Source organism: Algoriphagus algorifonticola (assembly GCF_007655305.1).
Classification (GTDB): Bacteria; Bacteroidota; Bacteroidia; order Cytophagales; family Cyclobacteriaceae; genus Algoriphagus; species Algoriphagus algorifonticola.
In genome coordinates, this window is the sequence record NZ_VLOG01000048.1 from 89,967 (window position 1) to 108,340 (window position 18,374).

General features: G+C 38.9%; 12 protein-coding genes. 10 read left to right on the forward strand and 2 right to left on the reverse strand.

Going from position 1 to position 18,374, the window contains the following annotated elements; translation table 11 throughout:
- From FL972_RS12775 to FL972_RS12820, 10 genes are all read left to right on the forward strand, one after another.
- Positions 1 to 340: hypothetical protein (locus FL972_RS12775; RefSeq protein WP_186300113.1), on the forward strand; the 340-nt coding region annotated here is incomplete at its 5' end.
- A 284-nt stretch (positions 341 to 624) separates the two neighbouring features.
- Positions 625 to 2,178 (forward strand): HsdM family class I SAM-dependent methyltransferase, encoded by a 1,554-nt coding sequence (locus tag FL972_RS12780; RefSeq protein WP_250161350.1) that lies wholly within the window; start codon positions 625 to 627, stop codon positions 2,176 to 2,178.
- 211 nt (positions 2,179 to 2,389) lie between these two features.
- Entirely contained in the window at positions 2,390 to 2,767 is a 378-nt protein-coding gene (locus FL972_RS12785; protein ID WP_144605849.1) for a GxxExxY protein, read from the forward strand.
- Between the two features lie 270 nt (positions 2,768 to 3,037).
- Positions 3,038 to 4,423 carry a restriction endonuclease subunit S gene (locus FL972_RS12790; RefSeq protein WP_144605850.1) on the forward strand — a complete coding sequence of 462 codons (1,386 nt, stop codon included), beginning with the start codon at positions 3,038 to 3,040 and terminating at the stop codon, positions 4,421 to 4,423.
- Positions 4,424 to 4,445: 22 nt separating this feature from the next.
- Positions 4,446 to 5,759 carry an SIR2 family protein gene (locus FL972_RS12795; protein WP_144605851.1) on the forward strand — a complete coding sequence of 438 codons (1,314 nt, stop codon included), beginning with the start codon at positions 4,446 to 4,448 and terminating at the stop codon, positions 5,757 to 5,759.
- Entirely contained in the window at positions 5,752 to 7,887 is a 2,136-nt protein-coding gene (locus FL972_RS12800; RefSeq protein ID WP_144605852.1) for an ATP-binding protein, read from the forward strand. Before FL972_RS12795 ends, FL972_RS12800 begins: the two co-directional genes overlap by 8 nt.
- 5 nt (positions 7,888 to 7,892) lie before the next feature.
- Positions 7,893 to 11,063 (forward strand): type I restriction endonuclease subunit R, encoded by a 3,171-nt coding sequence (locus FL972_RS12805; RefSeq protein ID WP_144605853.1) that lies wholly within the window; start codon positions 7,893 to 7,895, stop codon positions 11,061 to 11,063.
- 179 nt (positions 11,064 to 11,242) lie between these two features.
- The gene (locus tag FL972_RS12810; RefSeq protein WP_144605854.1) at positions 11,243 to 12,550 is read left to right on the forward strand and encodes an AAA family ATPase; all 1,308 of its coding nucleotides are present in this window, start codon (positions 11,243 to 11,245) and stop codon (positions 12,548 to 12,550) included.
- Complete coding sequence (locus FL972_RS12815) at positions 12,540 to 13,163, forward strand: RloB family protein (protein WP_144605855.1); 624 nt, start codon at positions 12,540 to 12,542, stop codon at positions 13,161 to 13,163. Before FL972_RS12810 ends, FL972_RS12815 begins: the two co-directional genes overlap by 11 nt.
- A gap of 251 nt (positions 13,164 to 13,414) precedes the next feature.
- Entirely contained in the window at positions 13,415 to 14,635 is a 1,221-nt protein-coding gene (locus FL972_RS12820) for a hypothetical protein (protein ID WP_144605856.1), read from the forward strand.
- Between the two features lie 4 nt (positions 14,636 to 14,639).
- On the opposite strand, the gene FL972_RS12825 is transcribed toward FL972_RS12820, so the two are convergent.
- Both FL972_RS12825 and FL972_RS12830 read right to left on the reverse strand, forming a co-directional pair.
- Entirely contained in the window at positions 14,640 to 15,335 is a 696-nt protein-coding gene (locus tag FL972_RS12825; protein WP_144605857.1) for a hypothetical protein, read from the reverse strand.
- Positions 15,335 to 18,349 carry an HsdM family class I SAM-dependent methyltransferase gene (locus tag FL972_RS12830; protein ID WP_144605858.1) on the reverse strand — a complete coding sequence of 1,005 codons (3,015 nt, stop codon included), beginning with the start codon at positions 18,347 to 18,349 and terminating at the stop codon, positions 15,335 to 15,337. Before FL972_RS12830 ends, FL972_RS12825 begins: the two co-directional genes overlap by 1 nt.
- Positions 18,350 to 18,374 lie beyond the last annotated feature (25 nt).

Genomic DNA, 18,374 nt, shown 5'->3' on the forward strand with positions numbered 1-18,374 from the left:
TCAGAATCTGGAAGCTTCGGTCTCCGGTCATCGGTCTTCCAATCGGTCAAACAAAGAAAATATAGCAACTGGCATGATTGCGGATAATCAGATTGGAATAAAAAATGAATTGATGGAATTCAGAGAAAAATATTTTGACTTATGCTATACCAGACGAATTCATGAATTCTACAAAATAGACCTGTATAAGAATTGGCCCAGTGGTACAGCTAAAATGAAGTTTAGCACTTTGACTGAATTTTATTTAGCAGAACTTCAAATCGGAAAAATCAATTCAACCAGCTCCAAGCTGATTTTAAAAAGTATAATGAATTGTATTCAGATTCATCCTATTATTTGACATGAACGCTCTTAAAAAGTCAAAATTAATAGCGGTTTAGGCTTTAAAACTCCTTTTTACCGTTAAAAATACCCCATACAGGGTATTTTTTTGATTTTGAAATTGCTTAAACTAGAAGTTTCAATACAAAGTTATGGTTTGATGGGGCATTATTCGGAAAGTGAGAGACGACAATTACTGTCAATTAGTCTTCTGAACTCCCTTAATTCCTCCCAAATCCCTAGCTTTAAAGAAAAGATTAATCGGTAATGGCTAAAAAATCTACCCAAAAGAATACCAAATCCATGGAAGAAACCCTCTGGGATTCGGCCAATAAATTGAGAGGAACAGTCGAGAGCTCGGAATACAAACACGTGGTCCTAGGCCTGATCTTCCTCAAGTTCGCTTCGGATAAATTCGAAGCGCGTAGAATTGAACTCATCGCCGAGGGTAAGGAAAAGTACCTGGAGATTAAGGAATTCTATAACATGAAGAATGTCTTCTTCCTCGCTCCGGAATCCCGCTGGTCCCATGTCATGGAAAACTCCAAGCAGGACCAAATCGCCCTGATCGTGGATACGGCCCTGCATACCATCGAGAAAAATAACCCTTCCCTCAAAGGAGCATTACCGGATAATTACTTTTCCAGACTCAATATGGATCCCAGCAAGCTTGCCGCCCTGCTGGATACCATCAATAATATCGATACGGTCGGGGATGAAGAGGAAGATGTGGTAGGTCGCATCTATGAGTACTTCCTCGGACGCTTTGCCGCATCCGAAGGAAAGGGAGGAGGAGAATTCTATACCCCAAAATCCATTGTGAACCTGATTGCCGAAATGCTGGAACCCTACAAGGGAAAGATCTACGATCCCTGCTGCGGTTCAGGGGGCATGTTTGTGCAGTCCATCAAGTTTGTGCAGAGTCATCAGGGCAATACCAAGGACATTTCCATCTATGGGCAGGAGTTTACGGCCGTGACCTACAAGCTGGCCAAGATGAACCTCGCCATCCGAGGGATCGCGGCCAATCTGGGCGAAGTACCTGCCAATACCTTTTTCAGGGATCAGCATCCCGATCTGAAGGCGGATTTTATTCTGGCCAACCCGCCCTTCAACCAAAGTCAGTGGCGGGAGAAAAGCGAACTGGAAGATGATCCCCGCTGGTCTGGATTCACAACTCCACCCACCGGAAATGCCAACTATGCCTGGATGCTGCACATGCTGAATAAGCTCTCGGAATACGGTACAGCTGGCTTCGTGATGGCCAATGGCTCCATGAGCTCCAATACCTCTGGTGAGGGAGATATTCGTCGCGAACTGGTGGAAAAGGACTTGGTGGATTGCATGATTGCCTTACCAGGGCAACTCTTCTACACCACCCAGATTCCGGTTTGTCTCTGGTTTATCACCAAAAATAAGAAGCAAAGGCCCCATCCAGAGAATCCGGAGATCCAGTTCCGGGACCGAAGCGGAGAAACCCTCTTTATCGATGCCCGCCAACTCGGCACCATGATAGACCGCACTCAGAAAGAGCTAACGAAAGAGGACATAGAACTCATCGCTTCTACCTATCATCAATGGAGAAACGAGACCAACTCCCCCCTTCAGGGGGGGCAGGGAGGGTATTCAAACCAACCCGGCTTCTGCAAATCTGCCACCCTTTCCGAGATCGCCGCCAATGACTACGTCCTCACTCCCGGTCGCTATGTAGGCATCGCAGAAGAGGAAGAAGACGGAGAACTCTTCGAGGAAAAAATGAACGAACTCACAGCCACATTCAAAGCACAACTGACCCAAGCCAAAGATTTGGATCAGGCCATTTTGGAGAATTTAAAATCACTGGGCTTCACTGTCTGAATCACTGAAGAAAATGTCAGAATCACGGATTAAACTGATTAGATGATTACACAGATGAAAGTTTCTGAACCACGGATTAAACTGATTAAAGGATTGCACAGATGAAAAAATTGATAAATAGGATAAGAATCAATGTGGATGCAGAAAAATCTGTGGAATCCACCAATCCGTGGAAATCCGTGATTCAAACGAATTTAAAAGGATCAATAAAATGACTGAATTGAAACATAAAGATATTACCGAGAAGATTCTAGGTGCTGCTTTTGAAGTGCACAAGGAGCTAGGAAATGGATTTCAGGAAGTTATTTATCAACGTGCCCTCGCTTACGAATTCGCTCAGAAACACTTGGAGTTTGCTAGAGAAATCGAAAAGGATATCTGGTACAAGGAATTAGAATTTCCCCTTGGGACAAGACGTGCGGATTTTGTGGTTGAAGGAAAAGTATTGGTTGAGCTGAAAGCCATCAAGGAATTGGAGGACGTGCATTTGGCTCAGGCATTAAATTTTTTAAAAGCCTATCAGCTGGAAGTTGGCTTACTGATCAATTTTGGGAGTAAATCATTGACATTTAAGCGATTGGTGAGATGAAAATGTTAGAATCACGGATTAAACTGATTAGATGATTACACAGATGAAAGTTTCTGAACCACGGATTAAACTGATTAAAGGATTGCACAGATGAAAGTTTCTGAACCACGGATTAAACTGATTAAAAGATTACACAGACGAAAAATAGAAAGATGGAAAAGAACATAAATAGCTTAAGGATCAGGTCGGGATTTCAACAATCTGTGAAATCCCAAAATCCGTGCTTATCCGTGATTCAGACGCATTTGGAGAATTTAAAGGGATTGGGGTATGAGTGAGTGGAGAGAAGTTAAGCTTGGAGAATTTTGTAAAATTCAAGGCGGATATGCGTTTAAAAGTACAGACTTTATTCAAAAAGGAATTCCAGTTGTAAAAATAAAAAATGTCAAGGAAAGAGAAATTGATTTAAATGATTGTGGTTATGTCGATGAGAGTATGGCTGAAAAATGCTCGGACTTTTTAATAAAAAATGGAGATGTATTGATATCTATGACTGGCTCAGGAATGAATGCTCCAAATTCAGTTGTGGGAAGAGTGGCTAGACATTCAGGTTTTGATGATGCTTTCCTGATAAATCAACGAGTTGGACGGTTCTTGATTAAAGATAAAAATCGTCTTGATAAGCATTTCCTTTTCCATTATTTAACACCAAAAGAGAGACAATGGGAATTGGTTTCAATTGCTACAGGAAGCGCAAATCAGGTGAATATCAGTGGCAAACAAATTGAATCTTTATTAATAAATCTCCCCCCGCTCCCCGAACAAAAAGCTATCGCCCATATTCTAGGTACTTTGGACGAGAAGATCGAGCTTAATCGGAAGATGAACCAAACCCTGGAAGCCATGGCGCAGGGGTTATTTAAGTCTTGGTTTGTGGACTTCGATCCGGTAATCGATAATGCACTTGCCCAAGGCAATCCAATCCCCGAAGAACTCCAAGCCCGGGCAGAAAAGCGCCGCCGCGTCATTGCTGGAACCGTCATTGCGCCTGCCCGCCGAGGCGGGAATCCCGACGAAGGAGGGATGAAGCAATCTCCTTCTGCTCTCAAACCCCTCATACATACCAACCCAAGCCTTGCCGCCCAGTTTCCTGCATCCTTTGTCTTTAATGAGACGCTTGGGAAGTGGATACCGGAGGGGTGGGAGGTGAAGAAGCTTCAAGAATTGGTAGATGTTAAATATGGAAAGGACCATAAAAAATTAGGTGATGGAAAGTTTCCCTGTTACGGATCAGGAGGTGTTATGAGGTACGTAGAAAAACCAATTTTCAAAAATGAATCAGTTTTGATACCTCGAAAGGGTAGTTTGGATAATGTGATGTATGTAAATACTCCTTTTTGGTCTGTAGATACCATGTTTTACACTGAAATGAAGGAAGAACATTTTGTTAAATATTTCTTTTATACGGTGAATAAGTTAAAATTCAGTGAGATGAATGAAGGTTCGGCAGTACCCAGTATGACAACAGCGCAACTGAATAGCATGGATATTCTTGTTCCATCCTTCAATTGTTTGTCTCTTTTCGATAAAACCGTTTCTAAGTATTTTAAGAAGAAAGAAGGAAACGAGGCTGAAATCGAAACCTTGAACCAAATGCGTGACAAGTTATTGCCGGAGTTGATTAGTGGGAGGGTGAGGGTTAATAAACAAGTTTAAGAAATCAAAAAAACAATGAATCATGGAAGAGTCCCTTTCTTGGCAAAAGAAAAACATAATTAAAATCAGGGATTATAAAGTTCCAACAGAAATTGAAAAGCCTGATGGTGAAAATTTAAGGGATCAAATAGAACCTTGGCTTACTGCTTTGTGCCAAAGTGAACATCTTTCTCTTCTCACTGGTGCTGGTATTTCTAATGCAGTACATTTTATAGCCACGGGTTCCGCTGGAGCAGGGATGTCCCAGATTAATCTTTCAGTTTTTAAAGATGAAATTTTAAAGAAATCCAAAGAATCATCTGAGAGGGCTGGAAGAGGATCTGAACCTAATATAGAAGATCAAATCCGCACTATTAATGATCTTATAAAAGGCCTAGATGTTTTTTTATGTAATTCTTCTGAAGAAACGCACAAAGAATTCCTTGATAAATTAAAAACACTTAAGAGCGAATTAGAAGAAGGTATTAAGGAATTTTCAAATAACGTATTGCAAGCTGAATCTAATATTGTTACTTCCGCTAAAGATGAGGCTGCAGAGTATCTTATGAACTTCCTACTAAGCTTTGCTAGTAGGATTGCCACTCGGGAACGTTTAAACCTATTTACCATTAATTATGATAGGGTTTTGGAGTTCGGGGCTGAATTAGCAGGATTGCATTTGATAGATCGTTTTGTAGGTAGTATTTCTCCAATCTTCCGTTCATCTAGATTAAATATTGATCTTCATTATAACCCACCTGGAATCAGAGGGGAACCAAGATATCTTGAAGGTGTAGTGAATTTTACAAAACTTCATGGATCAATAGACTGGTCTGAAAAAGATGGTATTGTCAGAAGATTCGCCTTGCCTTATGGTGCAGCTGACATCACTACCTATAATATAGATGGAGGAAGTTTAATGATATATCCAAATTCATCAAAAGACCGCGAAACATCAGAATATCCATACGTGGAATTGTTTCGTGACTTTGCTAGCTCCGTGATTAGGCCAAATTCGACTGTTTTAACCTATGGCTACAGTTTTGGAGATGACCATATAAATCGTGTTTTGGCGGACATGTTAACAATTCCATCGACACATCTGGTCATAATGGCTTTTGAGGACACGGGAGATCGTATTCAAAATTTTTATAAAAAGGCGAAACGACCAGTACAAATAACCCTTTTAATTGGAAACCATTTTGGCGATTTAAAGACACTTGTAGATCATTATTTGCCTAAACCAGCAATAGATAGAACCACCTATAAGATGGCTGATCTATTAAGAGCAAGGGGGGTGAATTCCAAGATTTCAAACGAATTAGAAAAAGAGGAAAAAGCTGAGGATCATGAGTAGATCACCTGTTGAAAATCATGCTGACTTACGGATCGGGGTTGTTGAATTTATAGCTCCCGATGAAATAAAGGTTCAACTTGACCTTGAAGCGCCTGATGGTATTGCTGCAAATGCTGGATTACCAAGGGAATTCCCAAGGATAAATAGTTATGTATTAATTCCTAATGAGCGTGGTCACATTGTATGCCAAGTAGAATGGATAAATATAGAACGATCGGCATTTCCCAAAAGAAAAGGCTATCAAGACTATGGATTAATCGATTTGCCATTTCCAATCCGTAAAATGAAAGTGGCACCTTTGGGTATTTTGAAGATGAATTCAAACGACGAATTTAAATTTCAACGCGGTGTTCATTCATTTCCTAGTATAGGTTCACCCGTATTGATTCCTACTGATTTGCAACTCAGTTCAATAGTCGAATCTGGTTCAAACAGACGAGTATTAATAGGAACTAGCCCTTTAACTGCTAATGCAGAGGTAAAGATTGATCCAGATAAATTATTTGGGAGACATCTGGCTGTTTTAGGAAACACAGGAAGTGGTAAATCTTGTACTGTGGCAGGGTTAATTCAATGGTCTTTGGAAGCCACTCTGCAAGGCGAAAATGCAAATGCACGATTTATTATTCTTGACCCTAATGGAGAATATTCCAAAGCATTTGAGGGTACCGCAAAAGTTTTTCAAGTAGGTGGAGAAGGTGAGAATGCACTGGAAGTTCCTCTTTGGCTTTGGAATAGTGAAGAATGGCGTGCATTTACACAGGCAAAGTCAGGAGCTCAATTACCTCTCCTAAAACAGGCCTTAAGGGCTATGAGAAATGAATTATTTTTTAACGGTGATGATAATTTGATTGTAGCCAAAAGATTTTTTGGAATAATCCTTACTTCTTTACGGCACTCGAAAAATAAAGGGGCTCCTTGGAGTGACAATTTTGGAGTTCTATCTGGTTTTTATAATATGGTTGTTAGCTGGCAGGTTAGTACATCTGTATTTATTGGAAAATTAGATCAATTGGACGAGCTTGACAATTTCAATAAATTTTTAAATGAATATATAACCGCTCCTGAGCGCACCAAAAAATTCGCCAATCTTTTATCAAATGTTGAAGAGGTAGACGAAATGATCAGGCTTCTTCAAGAGGTATTTGAAGCTTTAGGAGGTAATGAAAAAGAGCTATTACCAAAAAATGAAGACTTACCAATTCCATTTGAAGGTGAAGTTTTTCTTCAATATTTAGAAGCATTGGCTCAAGAAACAGGGAATGAACAGTATTTGGAATTCCTTATCTCCAGAATAAGAACACTTCTTGGTGATTCTCGGATGGACTCTATCATTGGTAAAGAAACTGAAAAGGAACTTGACAAATGGTTAACAAAATATCTTGGAAACGGAGAAAAAACTTCCGTCACAATTATTGATCTTTCATTAGTGCCTTCTGAAATAGTTCATATAACTACCTCAGTAATATCAAGATTAGTATTTGAAGCACTTCAACGATACAGAAAGTTAAATAATGAAGTGCTTCCTACCGTTTTGGTAATGGAAGAGGCACATTCCTTTGTTACACGCTATAATGATAATACGGAAGGAAATAGCTCTTCTATTTGCACTAAGGCATTTGAAAAAATAGCCCGAGAGGGAAGAAAATTTGGACTTGGGTTAGTACTTTCTTCTCAACGACCTTCTGAACTATCTCCAACAGTATTATCTCAATGCAACTCTTATATTTTACATCGCATTAGTAATGATCGAGATCAGGAATTAGTTGGAAGGTTACTTCCTGATACTTTTAGAGGTTTGCTAAGAGAACTTCCATCATTAACATCCCAAAATGCTATTCTTCTTGGGTGGGCATCAGAATTACCAATTTTAATGAAAGTACGGGATCTACCTTTTGAACAAAGGCCTAAATCAGATGATCCTGATTTTTGGAATGTTTGGACAAGAAAAAATGAATCCGATCAAGAAATTAGCCGCAAAGTAAATTGGAAAGTTGTAGCCGATGACTGGCAAGAAAAAGTAACGACAACCCCAAAAGAGGAAACTGCAAAAAAAGAAGAGGAAAGAGAAAGTCCTGACACATCAAAAGGTGATTTTGACATTTTAGATATTGATGACCTATTTTAGTTAAAATGAAATTCACCGAATCCCAACTCGAACAGGCTTTTATCTCACTTTTGCAAGCGCAGGGTTATCCCTATGTGCAGGGAGAGGAGATCATCCGGGGGAAGGAAGAAGTACTGATTCGGGCCGATTTGGAGGAATTTCTGAAAAAGTCCTATGCCACTGAGCAGATTACACCAAATGAGATCTTTGGGATTGTCCGGGATTTGGAGAAGTTACCTGCCTCGGATCTCTACGAGACGAATAAGACGATCATGCATTGGGTTCGGGATGGCTTTTTGCTCAAGCGGGAAGACCGAAAGCAAAAGGATCTTTACATTTCCCTGATTGATTACCAGCATCCTGAAAACAATATTTTCAAGTTGGTCAATCAGCTGGAGATTCAGGGCTTTGAGAAGCGCATCCCGGATGGGATTCTCTATGTGAATGGCTTGCCGTTGGTAGTCTTTGAGTTTAAGTCCAGCATACGGGAGGAGGCTTCCCTATTTTCCGCCTACGATCAGTTGACCAATCGATACCGACGGGATATCCCGGACTTATTTAAGTACAATGCTTTTTGCGTGATCTCGGATGGGGTGAATACCAAGGCAGGAAGTTTTTTTGCTCCATATGAGTTTTTCTATGGTTGGAGAAAGATCGAAGGCCTGGACAAGGAGATTGACCCCAAAACCGGAAAATCTACCCAAGTGCATGGAATTGATGCTATGTACACCCTGATCAAGGGGATGCTCGACAAGCACCGCTTGCTGGATATCATCCATAATTTCATCTACCTTCCGGATACTTCCAAGAAGGAAGAAAAGATTGTCTGTCGCTACCCTCAGTACTACGCAGCTACCAAGCTCTTCGAAAACATCAAGTTACACCAGCATCCACATGGGGACGGAAAAGGAGGAACTTACTTTGGGGCGACCGGTTGTGGGAAGAGTTTTACGATGTTGTATTTGACTCGCTTGCTGATGAAGAGCGTGGACTTTGCCAGTCCGACCATCGTGCTGATCACCGACCGCACAGATTTGGATGATCAGCTGAGCGGGCAGTTCACGAATGCCAAGCGTTTTATCGGAGACAATGTGATTAAAAGTGTAGGCAGTCGGGAGGATCTTCGAGCCGAGCTCAAAGGTCGAAACAGTGGAGGGGTGTTTTTGACTACCATCCACAAGTTTAATGAGGACACAGAGCTATTGACAGAGCGGAGCAATGTGATCTGTATTTCCGATGAAGCGCATCGTAGCCAAACCAATCTGGATCAGAAAGTTCGCGTGACAGAACATGGAGTTAAGAAAAGCTTTGGTTTTGCGAAGCATCTCCATGATTCCCTGCCCAATGCCACCTATGTGGGTTTTACCGGCACGCCCATCGATGCCACCATGGATGTCTTTGGGGAGATTGTGGACAGCTATACCATGACGGAATCCGTGATGGATGAGATCACGGTTCGGATTGTCTATGAGGGTCGTGCCGCCAAAGTATTATTGGAAAACAGGAAACTTCAGGAAATCGAGCACTACTACAAAATGGTAGCCGAGGATGGGGGAAATGAGTATCAGATCGATGAAAGCAAGCGCCAAATGGCTCAGATGCGAACCATCTTGGGCGATCCCAGTCGAATACAGGCGATTGCGATGGACTTTGTCGATCACTATGAAACCCGGGTGGCAGAGGGGAGTACGATAGTCGGTAAGGCTATGTTTGTATGCAGTACCCGTGAAATTGCCCACCAACTGTATCAGGAAATCCTAATGCTGCGCCCGCAATGGGGCGAAATACGGTTTACGGATCAGGAGGTGGAACTTTCAGAAAAAGATAAGCGGGAGCTCAAGCCTTTGGCTAAAGTCAATCTAGTCATGACCCGGTCAAAGGACGATCCGGAGGAACTGTGGAATTTGCTGGGAACTCAGGACTACCGAAAGGAGCTGGATCGGCAGTTTAAGAACAGCAAAAGCAATTTCAAGATTGCCATCGTGGTGGATATGTGGCTCACGGGATTTGATGTGCCTTTTTTGGATACCATGTACATCGATAAGCCCTTGCAGCAGCATACCCTGATTCAAACCATATCGAGAGTCAATCGAAAGTTTGAAGGCAAGGAAAAGGGCTTGGCGGTGGATTACATCGGGATCAAGAAGCAGATGAACCTGGCACTGAAGCAATACTCTAAATTGGATAGTCAAAACTTTGAGGACATCGAGCAGTCCATTATCGTGGTGAAGGATCATCTCAACTTGTTGGAGGCGGTCTTCCATCAATTTGATTCCAAAAAGTACTTTGAAGGCAGCCCTTTGGAGCAGCTGAATGTCTTAAATCAGGCAGCAGAATTTGTACAGTTGACCCAGCAGTTTGAGCGGCGTTTTATGAATCTGGTGAAGAGGATGAAGGCGGCCTATGACATTTGTTCGGGAAGTTCGGTGTTCAGCAATGCCGAAAAAGACCGAATCCATTTTTATATCGCTGTGCGTTCCATTGTCTTCAAACTGACCAAGGGAGAGTCACCGGATACAGATCAGATGAACGCCAAGGTGCGGGAGATGATCCATGAGGCCATCATCAGTGAAGGGGTGGAGGAGATCTTTAAACTGGGAGAGGAAGATGAAAAAGAGGTGGATATTTTTGAAGCTGATTACCTGGCTAAGATCGATAAGATTAAGCTTCCCAACACCAAGATCAAATTGCTTCAAAAGCTATTGGCCAAGGCCATTGATTCCTTCAAAAAGGTCAATCGGGTGAAGGGGATCGAGTTTTCCAAGAAAATGCAGGAGTTGGTCGAAAAGTACAATGAGCGCAAGGAGGCGGATGTCTTACGCAGTGAAGTACTGGAGGATTTTACCGATGAGATTATTGACCTGTACTACGCCATGAAAAAGGAGAAGGACTCCTATGCCGAATTGGGAATAGACTTCGAAGAAAAAGCCTTTTATGACATTTTAAAGGCCCTAGCCGTCAAATATGACTTTGTCTATCCTGAGGACAAACTCCTTCACTTGGCCCAGGCCGTCAAAGATGTGGTCGATGACAAAGCCAAATACACCGACTGGAGTAAGCGGGAAGATATCAAGGCCGAGTTGAAAGTAGATTTGATTATTCTCCTGGCAGAAAATGACTATCCACCCGTAGACCGGGATGAGGTATATCAGGAGATTTTTGAGCAGGCGGAGAATTTTAAGAAGTATAAAGCTTAAGCCGGATAATTCTGATTTTTTTAAGTTCAGCTAAAGAGGTTTAAAACTCAATTTTTACTCAAATATTTGTAAATGATTTACAATTTTGAATAAAAAAATCGAAATATTATTATATTTGATGTACTTTTGAGATCTCTTCCTGATTTTAGGTTTACTATTTACTCTAATTTACTACGCTAATGATTCTTAACTTCAGTTTACAGAATTTCGGACCCGTTAAAGAAAGGCAAACTCTTTCCTTTGAGGCGGATAGTTCCACTCATTTAGAGGATAAGTACCTTATTTCTACAGGAAGTGGGCATCGAATTTTAAAGCTTGGTCTCATTTACGGAGCAAATGCATCTGGAAAAACTACTATTCTTCAAGCACTTGATTTTCTTCGGGATTTGGTGCTAGAGCCAGTGGAGAAGAAAACAAGCCAACTTAATTTTTCACCTTTTCTTTTCGATCAGGAGACGCCAAGTCAACCTTCCTTACTTGCCATTGAATTTATACAGGAAGAGATAAAATATGCTTACACAGTTGAATTCAATAAGAAAGCGATTCTATCAGAGGAACTAACCTACTTCCATCCGAACAAGGCCAATATTTTCAGAAGGACGACTGATGTGCAAAACCGCTTTACTGAGATCAAGTTTGGAAGTAAGATTTCGGTGGATAAGGTTTATAAAAAGACCTTGGAGTCCAATACCCTATGGAACAATACGGTGCTGGGTGGTTACCTCAAGACGAATATTCAGATCGATGAGTTAAAGCAGGTAGGGGATTGGTTTGAAAAGCAACTTAAACCGCTAGTTTTAACCAAAACAGAGCTGGATACTTATGTGCTGGGTAAAATTGGCTCTGGTGAAATAGAGAAGCAGGATATATCCAGGATTCTCAGAAAAGCTGATTTCAATATTTCGGATATCTTCATGGAGGAGAATGAACAAGATATGCCGGAAGGATTATTGGAATATTTGAAAGCTAGATTTGAAACTCATCCAGAAAGAATTAATGATTTCATCAATAAAGGAAAAGTAAAGGCTGTAAATTTAGAATTTGAACATACTGTAAAAGGCTCGAAGTATTCTTTACCTTTCTTTTCTGAATCTCAAGGGACTCAACGGTATTTTGGCTTTGCCGGACTTTTGATTATGATGATCAAAGGGCCTGTGATTTTCCCCATAGACGAACTCGAAAGTTCATTGCATCCAGACCTGTATAGTCATTTTATTCTATCATTTTTGATGAATTCCAAAAATTCCCAATTGATTGCCACAACCCATAACCGGGAGATTTTGGACAATAGAGATCTCTATAGAAATGATGCGATCTGGTTTACAGACAAGAATATAGAAAGTGCCACCGAGCTTTATTCTTTGGCTGATTTTGATTCGTCTGTGATCCGCAATACAAGTAATGTGTACAATGCTTATAAAATCGGAAAGCTTGGAGGTGTTCCAAATACGGGGGACTTCTATATCGATCTGAAGAATGAGGAATAAAAAGAACATACTTTCAAGAGGGAAGCCTAAGATAGCCATTGTCGTAGATGGAGAAACAGAGGCCTGGTATTTCGCTATGCTTAATCGAAATGAGTCTGATGCTAGGTTTCAGATCAAACCTGAAATCCCTCAACGGAAATCTTTGGTCAATCAATTTGAGCAAGTAAATCGCCTTGCAGAGGATTATGATCAAGTGGTTTGGGTCGTCGATATGGATGTGATTTTAAAAGAAACAAGAGAGGTAAAAAGTGGTCAAGCACGACCTCTTGATGAATTTTTGAAATACAAAAGACAGCTCGCCACAAGTCCGAATGTGAAAATAATTATCAATCAGCCTTGTATTGAGTATTGGTTTTTGCTTCATTTTGAATTTACTCAACCTCCGTTTGAAGATTGTGGAGGGGCCGAGGATCGCCTTAGAAGAAATTTAAAGGATTACTCAAAATCCCAAAAGTATTTTACCAAGGAGGGGAATGATATCTATTTGCGGTTGAGGGAAAAACTGCCTGTTGCTATCGAAAATTCAAAAAGACTCAATGAGTTTGATTTGGAGAATCCAGCTAGAGGATTTTCTGAAATGCATCATCTTTTTGAGTTATTGGGAATAGCTTAAGGTTTGATGATTAGCCTTAGATTTAAAGTAATCCTTCTTCCTTTGTTTCCGCATTGAAAAGAACACTGCAATGAAAAATCAACTTTTTTATTCGATTCTTAGGTATAAACATGGAATACGTACTGACTAACTGAAATCACATAATTAAAATAAGTCAAACATCTTCGAAAAAGATACTGTCTCAATTTGGAAAATTTGTCTTTGATTCTGAGATAAGTGGAATTCTTGATTACTTGAAATAAATGTTACCAATGGAACCTTATAAGCGAATCACAAAGGAAATAAGATCTGAAGTAGCAAGTATTTGGTTTTCCAGTGAAGGTGAGACACTAGTCTTAATAATAAAAGCACCTTTGAATTCATGTAAAGCCATTATTCATGGAGTTGAAACAGAAATTTTAGTAGGTGTTGATCGAACTAAAGACGTACCAATTATTCATACTGGACTTCGGATTTTTGATGATCTTGAAAATCCCCTTTTATTGACAGGTGCTCATAGGTTTATTGAAGAAAATGAATGTTTAAAATTTATTTTAAAAAATCAAAATTGTTCCGTAGTTATTTATACAGAACTCGGATTTCCTTTAATTTATGGACTAGCGACTCTTAATGAAACAAAATGTAAAGAAGTTTTAAGTGAAATTGAAAATGAAACCAATTTCTATCATGGCGACTTCACAGATGAAGTAAAAAGGTCGTTGGATTCATTTGATTTTTCAATTGATCCAACTCGTAAATTTAGGGATGCATATCAAATTGAAGTTTTTCGAATTGGCTGTAAATTCCTTTCTTGGAATGAAGTTGATGCACATTTCATAGGTTTAAATCAACATGTAAATACTAGACTAACGGACTTAAAAGAAGGTGAAATTCTAGAAAAACATATCTGGTTTTCACTTGAAACTATTTTTCCATTTGAGATATTTCTAAATCCTAAATTTAAATCCCGATCAGGTGAAAAAGAATTCGTAGATATTTTTGCTTTTTACAAGCTCGGGATTTTTCTCATAGAATCTAAAAGCTTATCCATCTTTAGCGGAAGTTCTGTTAAAAACATGGATCGGAAAGTATTAAGCCTTCAGAGCCATATAAAGAAGGCTATTAATCAACTGGTAGGTGCATCTGAAAATATTAATAATGGAACTGATATTTTCGATTCAAAGGGTAATTTGATAGTATTTAAAAGAGATATAGTACCTCATTGTATTGTTTTAGTAGCTGAATTATTTCACTTTGGAGACTGGAAAGAAATAGAAGATTTAATTTTAAAGACCTTCTTGAATAAAAAAGTCTTCCTACATGTATTTGATTTGAGAGAACTTATGTCCCTGCTCAAAACCACAGATGGGAAAAAGGAAATGCTTGATTACCGACTTATTAAAAGATTTGAAAAGTTTGTTGAAGTTCAATCTATACATTTAAGATCAGTTCCTGTTTTTGAAACTAGCAGAAAAGGTCGAGATAAAATCTAATTTTTCATTCGAATCTTTTCCAAAGATGTCGTATTCTAATGTTAGGAAGTTTTTTTCGTTTAGAATAGGATATATATTCACAAACTTTAGATGACCAACTACTCATTCTTAGGATATCATTCTCATCCCAAAGCAGTGTAACATCATTTGGTGTATTTATCTCTTCTTTTATCCAGTCATTAATTTTATTTTCCCAGTACTCAAATGTGTCAGATTGAATGTAGCCTAAAATGCAAGCATGATGAACATCGTGTCCATGGCGTAAATTCTTAAAGCGTTCGATCCCTCCTGAATTTTTTACTTGTTTCCCTGATTCATATTCCCCTAGCACATACTCTCTTTCCCTCTTTTTGGGTAATGTTGAACTTAGGCGCTTAGCCTCAAACTTAACTAGTGGGAATTCTTCACCTGCTTGTTTTAGTGATTGGCCATAAGCATAGGTCCCAAATACTGCAAAATCAGTGGAAGTATTTTCTTTACTATTCTCTAAATTCTGATGATGGAAAAAAAACGAATACTCTGGAGGTTTATTAAAATCTAGCTTTTTACACAACTTATTTGTGAGATAGTTTTCATTATCATTACTTTTCCCATCTAAACCTTCCAGAACCGAAATGACCAATGAATATACTTTTTCAATTATTCGTCCTTCAGGCGCACTGCTTAAGGTACCATAAGTGTTGTTACTGCGATACGCCATTACTTACCCTGATTAAATAAGTCACTGAAAGTTTCATCTGCATCGCGAACCGCAATGGATCTTAGCCAATATCGCTTTTGATTTGGCTTATATAAGATGATCACATTTTTATGATAAACCCTAAGGATACGCTTTACCCATAGGTTATAGGAAACTTGATGATCTATAAGTTGATGCAGCGTTGATTCTATATCACTGATGGTATCAGGGATTTCCATTTCCGGTTTGTCACCCAAAACAAATGGATAAGCTATAAACTCATTTCCCAGAATTGGATTAAGTGGCCTGAAATCATCATAAATTGAGTTCAGTATTCTACAATACGTTTTGCCGAATTGCTCAAGTTCTCCTATACTAATAGTACTTAAAACATCACTTTTTTCACCTTGCTTTCTGAAGTCTGAATAGTAAAGTAAGATGTCTTTAAGAAACAATTCTTCTATAGGATCAAGTTCAATTTTTGGAAAAGGTAAACTTAAAATATCACCCTTAAGAGGGACTCCTTCTCGAGAAGTTAATACTTGGCCACTAAGAAGCCACATCAAAGGAACGTTTTCACTTTCTTTTAAGTACTCTTCTAATTTTTTTAGCTCGATTTTTTCCTCCACAGGTGCATGTATTCCTACGATTTTGTCTTTAAATGTTAAATAATTATTGCTAAATTCCACAGGTATTTTATCTCCAGTGACACTTTCCTTTATTAATAAATGAGGAGGTTGAAAAATTAATTTGTTTTTCCTTCGAGATCTAATAAAATATTCTGTGTGACATATTGAAATATTCTGAATTCCTTCCTCGGTTAAATCCTTTGTTTCAATAAAGGGGTGTCCAGTTATCCATTCTGCTGAATATTTAGTCTTTAGAATTTCTAGCTCCTCTTTTTCCTTTTTTTCAAGAATGTTTAACTTAGATAATTCATTAGCCCTGTGAATATATTTAGAGGAGGGGGCTTCTATCCAACCTTCGGCTACTACCCAATTTCTTTCTTCAATTTTAGTTTTTAGATAAGAATCTAATGTTTTTCTATTATTGACTTTCTCCATGAATTGATGAAGCCTGCCACCTCCCATGAAATTGGCTTGCCAAATGTTAGGAATACGAAGTACTCTATTGTAAGAAATCCAGTGAAAATCATAGTGGTCAATTTCAAATTCAATTTTTTCACTGGAGGCTCTTGTTCGCCTAAAAATCAAATGTTGAATGGGCTGTTCATTATGCACATTATTCTCAGCTAATACTGCAACTACAGCGGGCTTAGCGCTGGAACTACTTCCAATAAATAACTTTGCCCTTAATGGTGTAAAATCGAAAATCGTTTTGAAACGATTTGTTTCAATCAAGTAACTTCTAAAATCGTGAACTTTTGTGTTGTAAAGAACAGGGCCGGCCGGTAATATTAAGCAGGTATTCCCACCTTTTTTCAGTAGTTTGAAAGATTGTTCCAAAAACAATAATGCTATTTGATTATCGGGAACTGATGGCCGGGCATTATTTTCCTGAGTTGAAAGTTTGTCTACTTCAATAGCCCAAGAAGTAAAAGTTGAATCGAAAGGTGGGTTTCCTATTACAAGATCAAAGTCAGCATTTAGCTCATCTTTGTATTTAACTCTAAAAAAATCTCCATTAATCAAATTTTGATCGATAAGGTTATCAAAATGGACATTTTTCCATATCTCCTTGGGTGATAAGGCATCTAGGAGTGCCAAACCGAGACTAAAGTATGTTAATGTTACCGCCTCTTCTTCCAAGTCACAACCGTATATATTGTTTTTTAGCAGTGCTTTTAACTCATCAACATTATCCCTGGTTGGTTTCTTCCAATTATTTCGAACTCTCCACCATTGGATCATTCTTTTATAAGCACCTACCAGAAAAATTCCTGAGCCACAGGCTGGATCCAAAACTTTAAATTCTTCTTTTGGATCATTAAGAGGCATGGCACGGTCTACCAGAAACTGAACAAGGTATGGAGGTGTGTAAACTACTCCTTTTTTCTTGTTTCCGTTTTCATCAGCTAAAAAGTCCTCATAGATATGACTAATCAATTCGATTGGTAAGTAGTTGAACTGATATAGTTTCCAAAGGGAAAGATTACCTAAGCCATGTTTTGAAGAAGGAAAAATTGCAGCATCTCCTCTAACAAATAATTGAAAAACCCTTAAATCTACATTTCGAAGTTCATTCAGTTCATTAGGGCTTAAATTAAAAATCTGCCCGTTGAAGTGTTCCTTGCTGGAAAGATCTTTTAACATACTGGAAAACGTCTCTACATTTTCCAAAACACCTTCTAAAGTAGGCTCATCTTGGTTATAATCTTTATAAAATTCTCCAGGGTCTAAAGCACCTTTTCCATCCTCATCTTTTCGCTCTTCGAGGTATTTTATGAGGATAAGTATCATCAAAACTCTCTTAACCAAAAGGGCTTTTTCTTGTCCAACCTGACTAATGATATTAGTCTTGGCGTTTTTAAGCTGAGTCAATAATTGTTCATAGGCACTTTGTCCATATTTGATGCCTTTTCCTGTTTCAGAATCCCAAAATAACCCTGAATCAAATTGACGTGCATGATATTGTTGGATATTGGATTGAAAATCACTCAACAAGTCAATTAGATCGTGTGCTTTGGTTATGAATTGAGTGTCATCCTTATTCCAATCGGGTTTTAAACCACAGTTATAAACTAAAACCTCAGATTCACGAAAAATAAAAGCATATGGAACAACGCCTGCATTCCATAGATGATGATGAATCTGAGCTGGGGAGTTTTGGTCTAAGTTAATTTCGGAATATTCATAAATATATATTTGAGGCCTAGGAGGACGGATGTCCTCACTAAAAAACCTAAAGTATATAGCTTTTGCATTAAAGCGCTCAGCTTGTTCAAGTGCTATATATATATGCTCGTTATTCTTCTCCCTTTCTTTTTCGGAAACCCATCTTAAACCATAGGAACCATTTTTGATTCCCAAAGCTTCTAAGCCCTCTATTAATGATATGTTTTTACTTAGGCTCATCGCACAGGATAATCTATACTATATA

Coding starts and splice junctions, on each gene's coding strand:
- FL972_RS12780 (WP_250161350.1), top strand. CDS start 625: ATGGAAGAAACCCTCTGGGATTCGGCCAATAAATTGAGAGGAACAGTC.
- FL972_RS12785 (WP_144605849.1), top strand. CDS start 2,390: ATGACTGAATTGAAACATAAAGATATTACCGAGAAGATTCTAGGTGCT.
- FL972_RS12790 (WP_144605850.1), top strand. CDS start 3,038: ATGAGTGAGTGGAGAGAAGTTAAGCTTGGAGAATTTTGTAAAATTCAA.
- FL972_RS12795 (WP_144605851.1), top strand. CDS start 4,446: ATGGAAGAGTCCCTTTCTTGGCAAAAGAAAAACATAATTAAAATCAGG.
- FL972_RS12800 (WP_144605852.1), top strand. CDS start 5,752: ATGAGTAGATCACCTGTTGAAAATCATGCTGACTTACGGATCGGGGTT.
- FL972_RS12805 (WP_144605853.1), top strand. CDS start 7,893: ATGAAATTCACCGAATCCCAACTCGAACAGGCTTTTATCTCACTTTTG.
- FL972_RS12810 (WP_144605854.1), top strand. CDS start 11,243: ATGATTCTTAACTTCAGTTTACAGAATTTCGGACCCGTTAAAGAAAGG.
- FL972_RS12815 (WP_144605855.1), top strand. CDS start 12,540: ATGAGGAATAAAAAGAACATACTTTCAAGAGGGAAGCCTAAGATAGCC.
- FL972_RS12820 (WP_144605856.1), top strand. CDS start 13,415: ATGGAACCTTATAAGCGAATCACAAAGGAAATAAGATCTGAAGTAGCA.
- FL972_RS12825 (WP_144605857.1), bottom strand. CDS start 15,335: ATGGCGTATCGCAGTAACAACACTTATGGTACCTTAAGCAGTGCGCCT.
- FL972_RS12830 (WP_144605858.1), bottom strand. CDS start 18,349: ATGAGCCTAAGTAAAAACATATCATTAATAGAGGGCTTAGAAGCTTTG.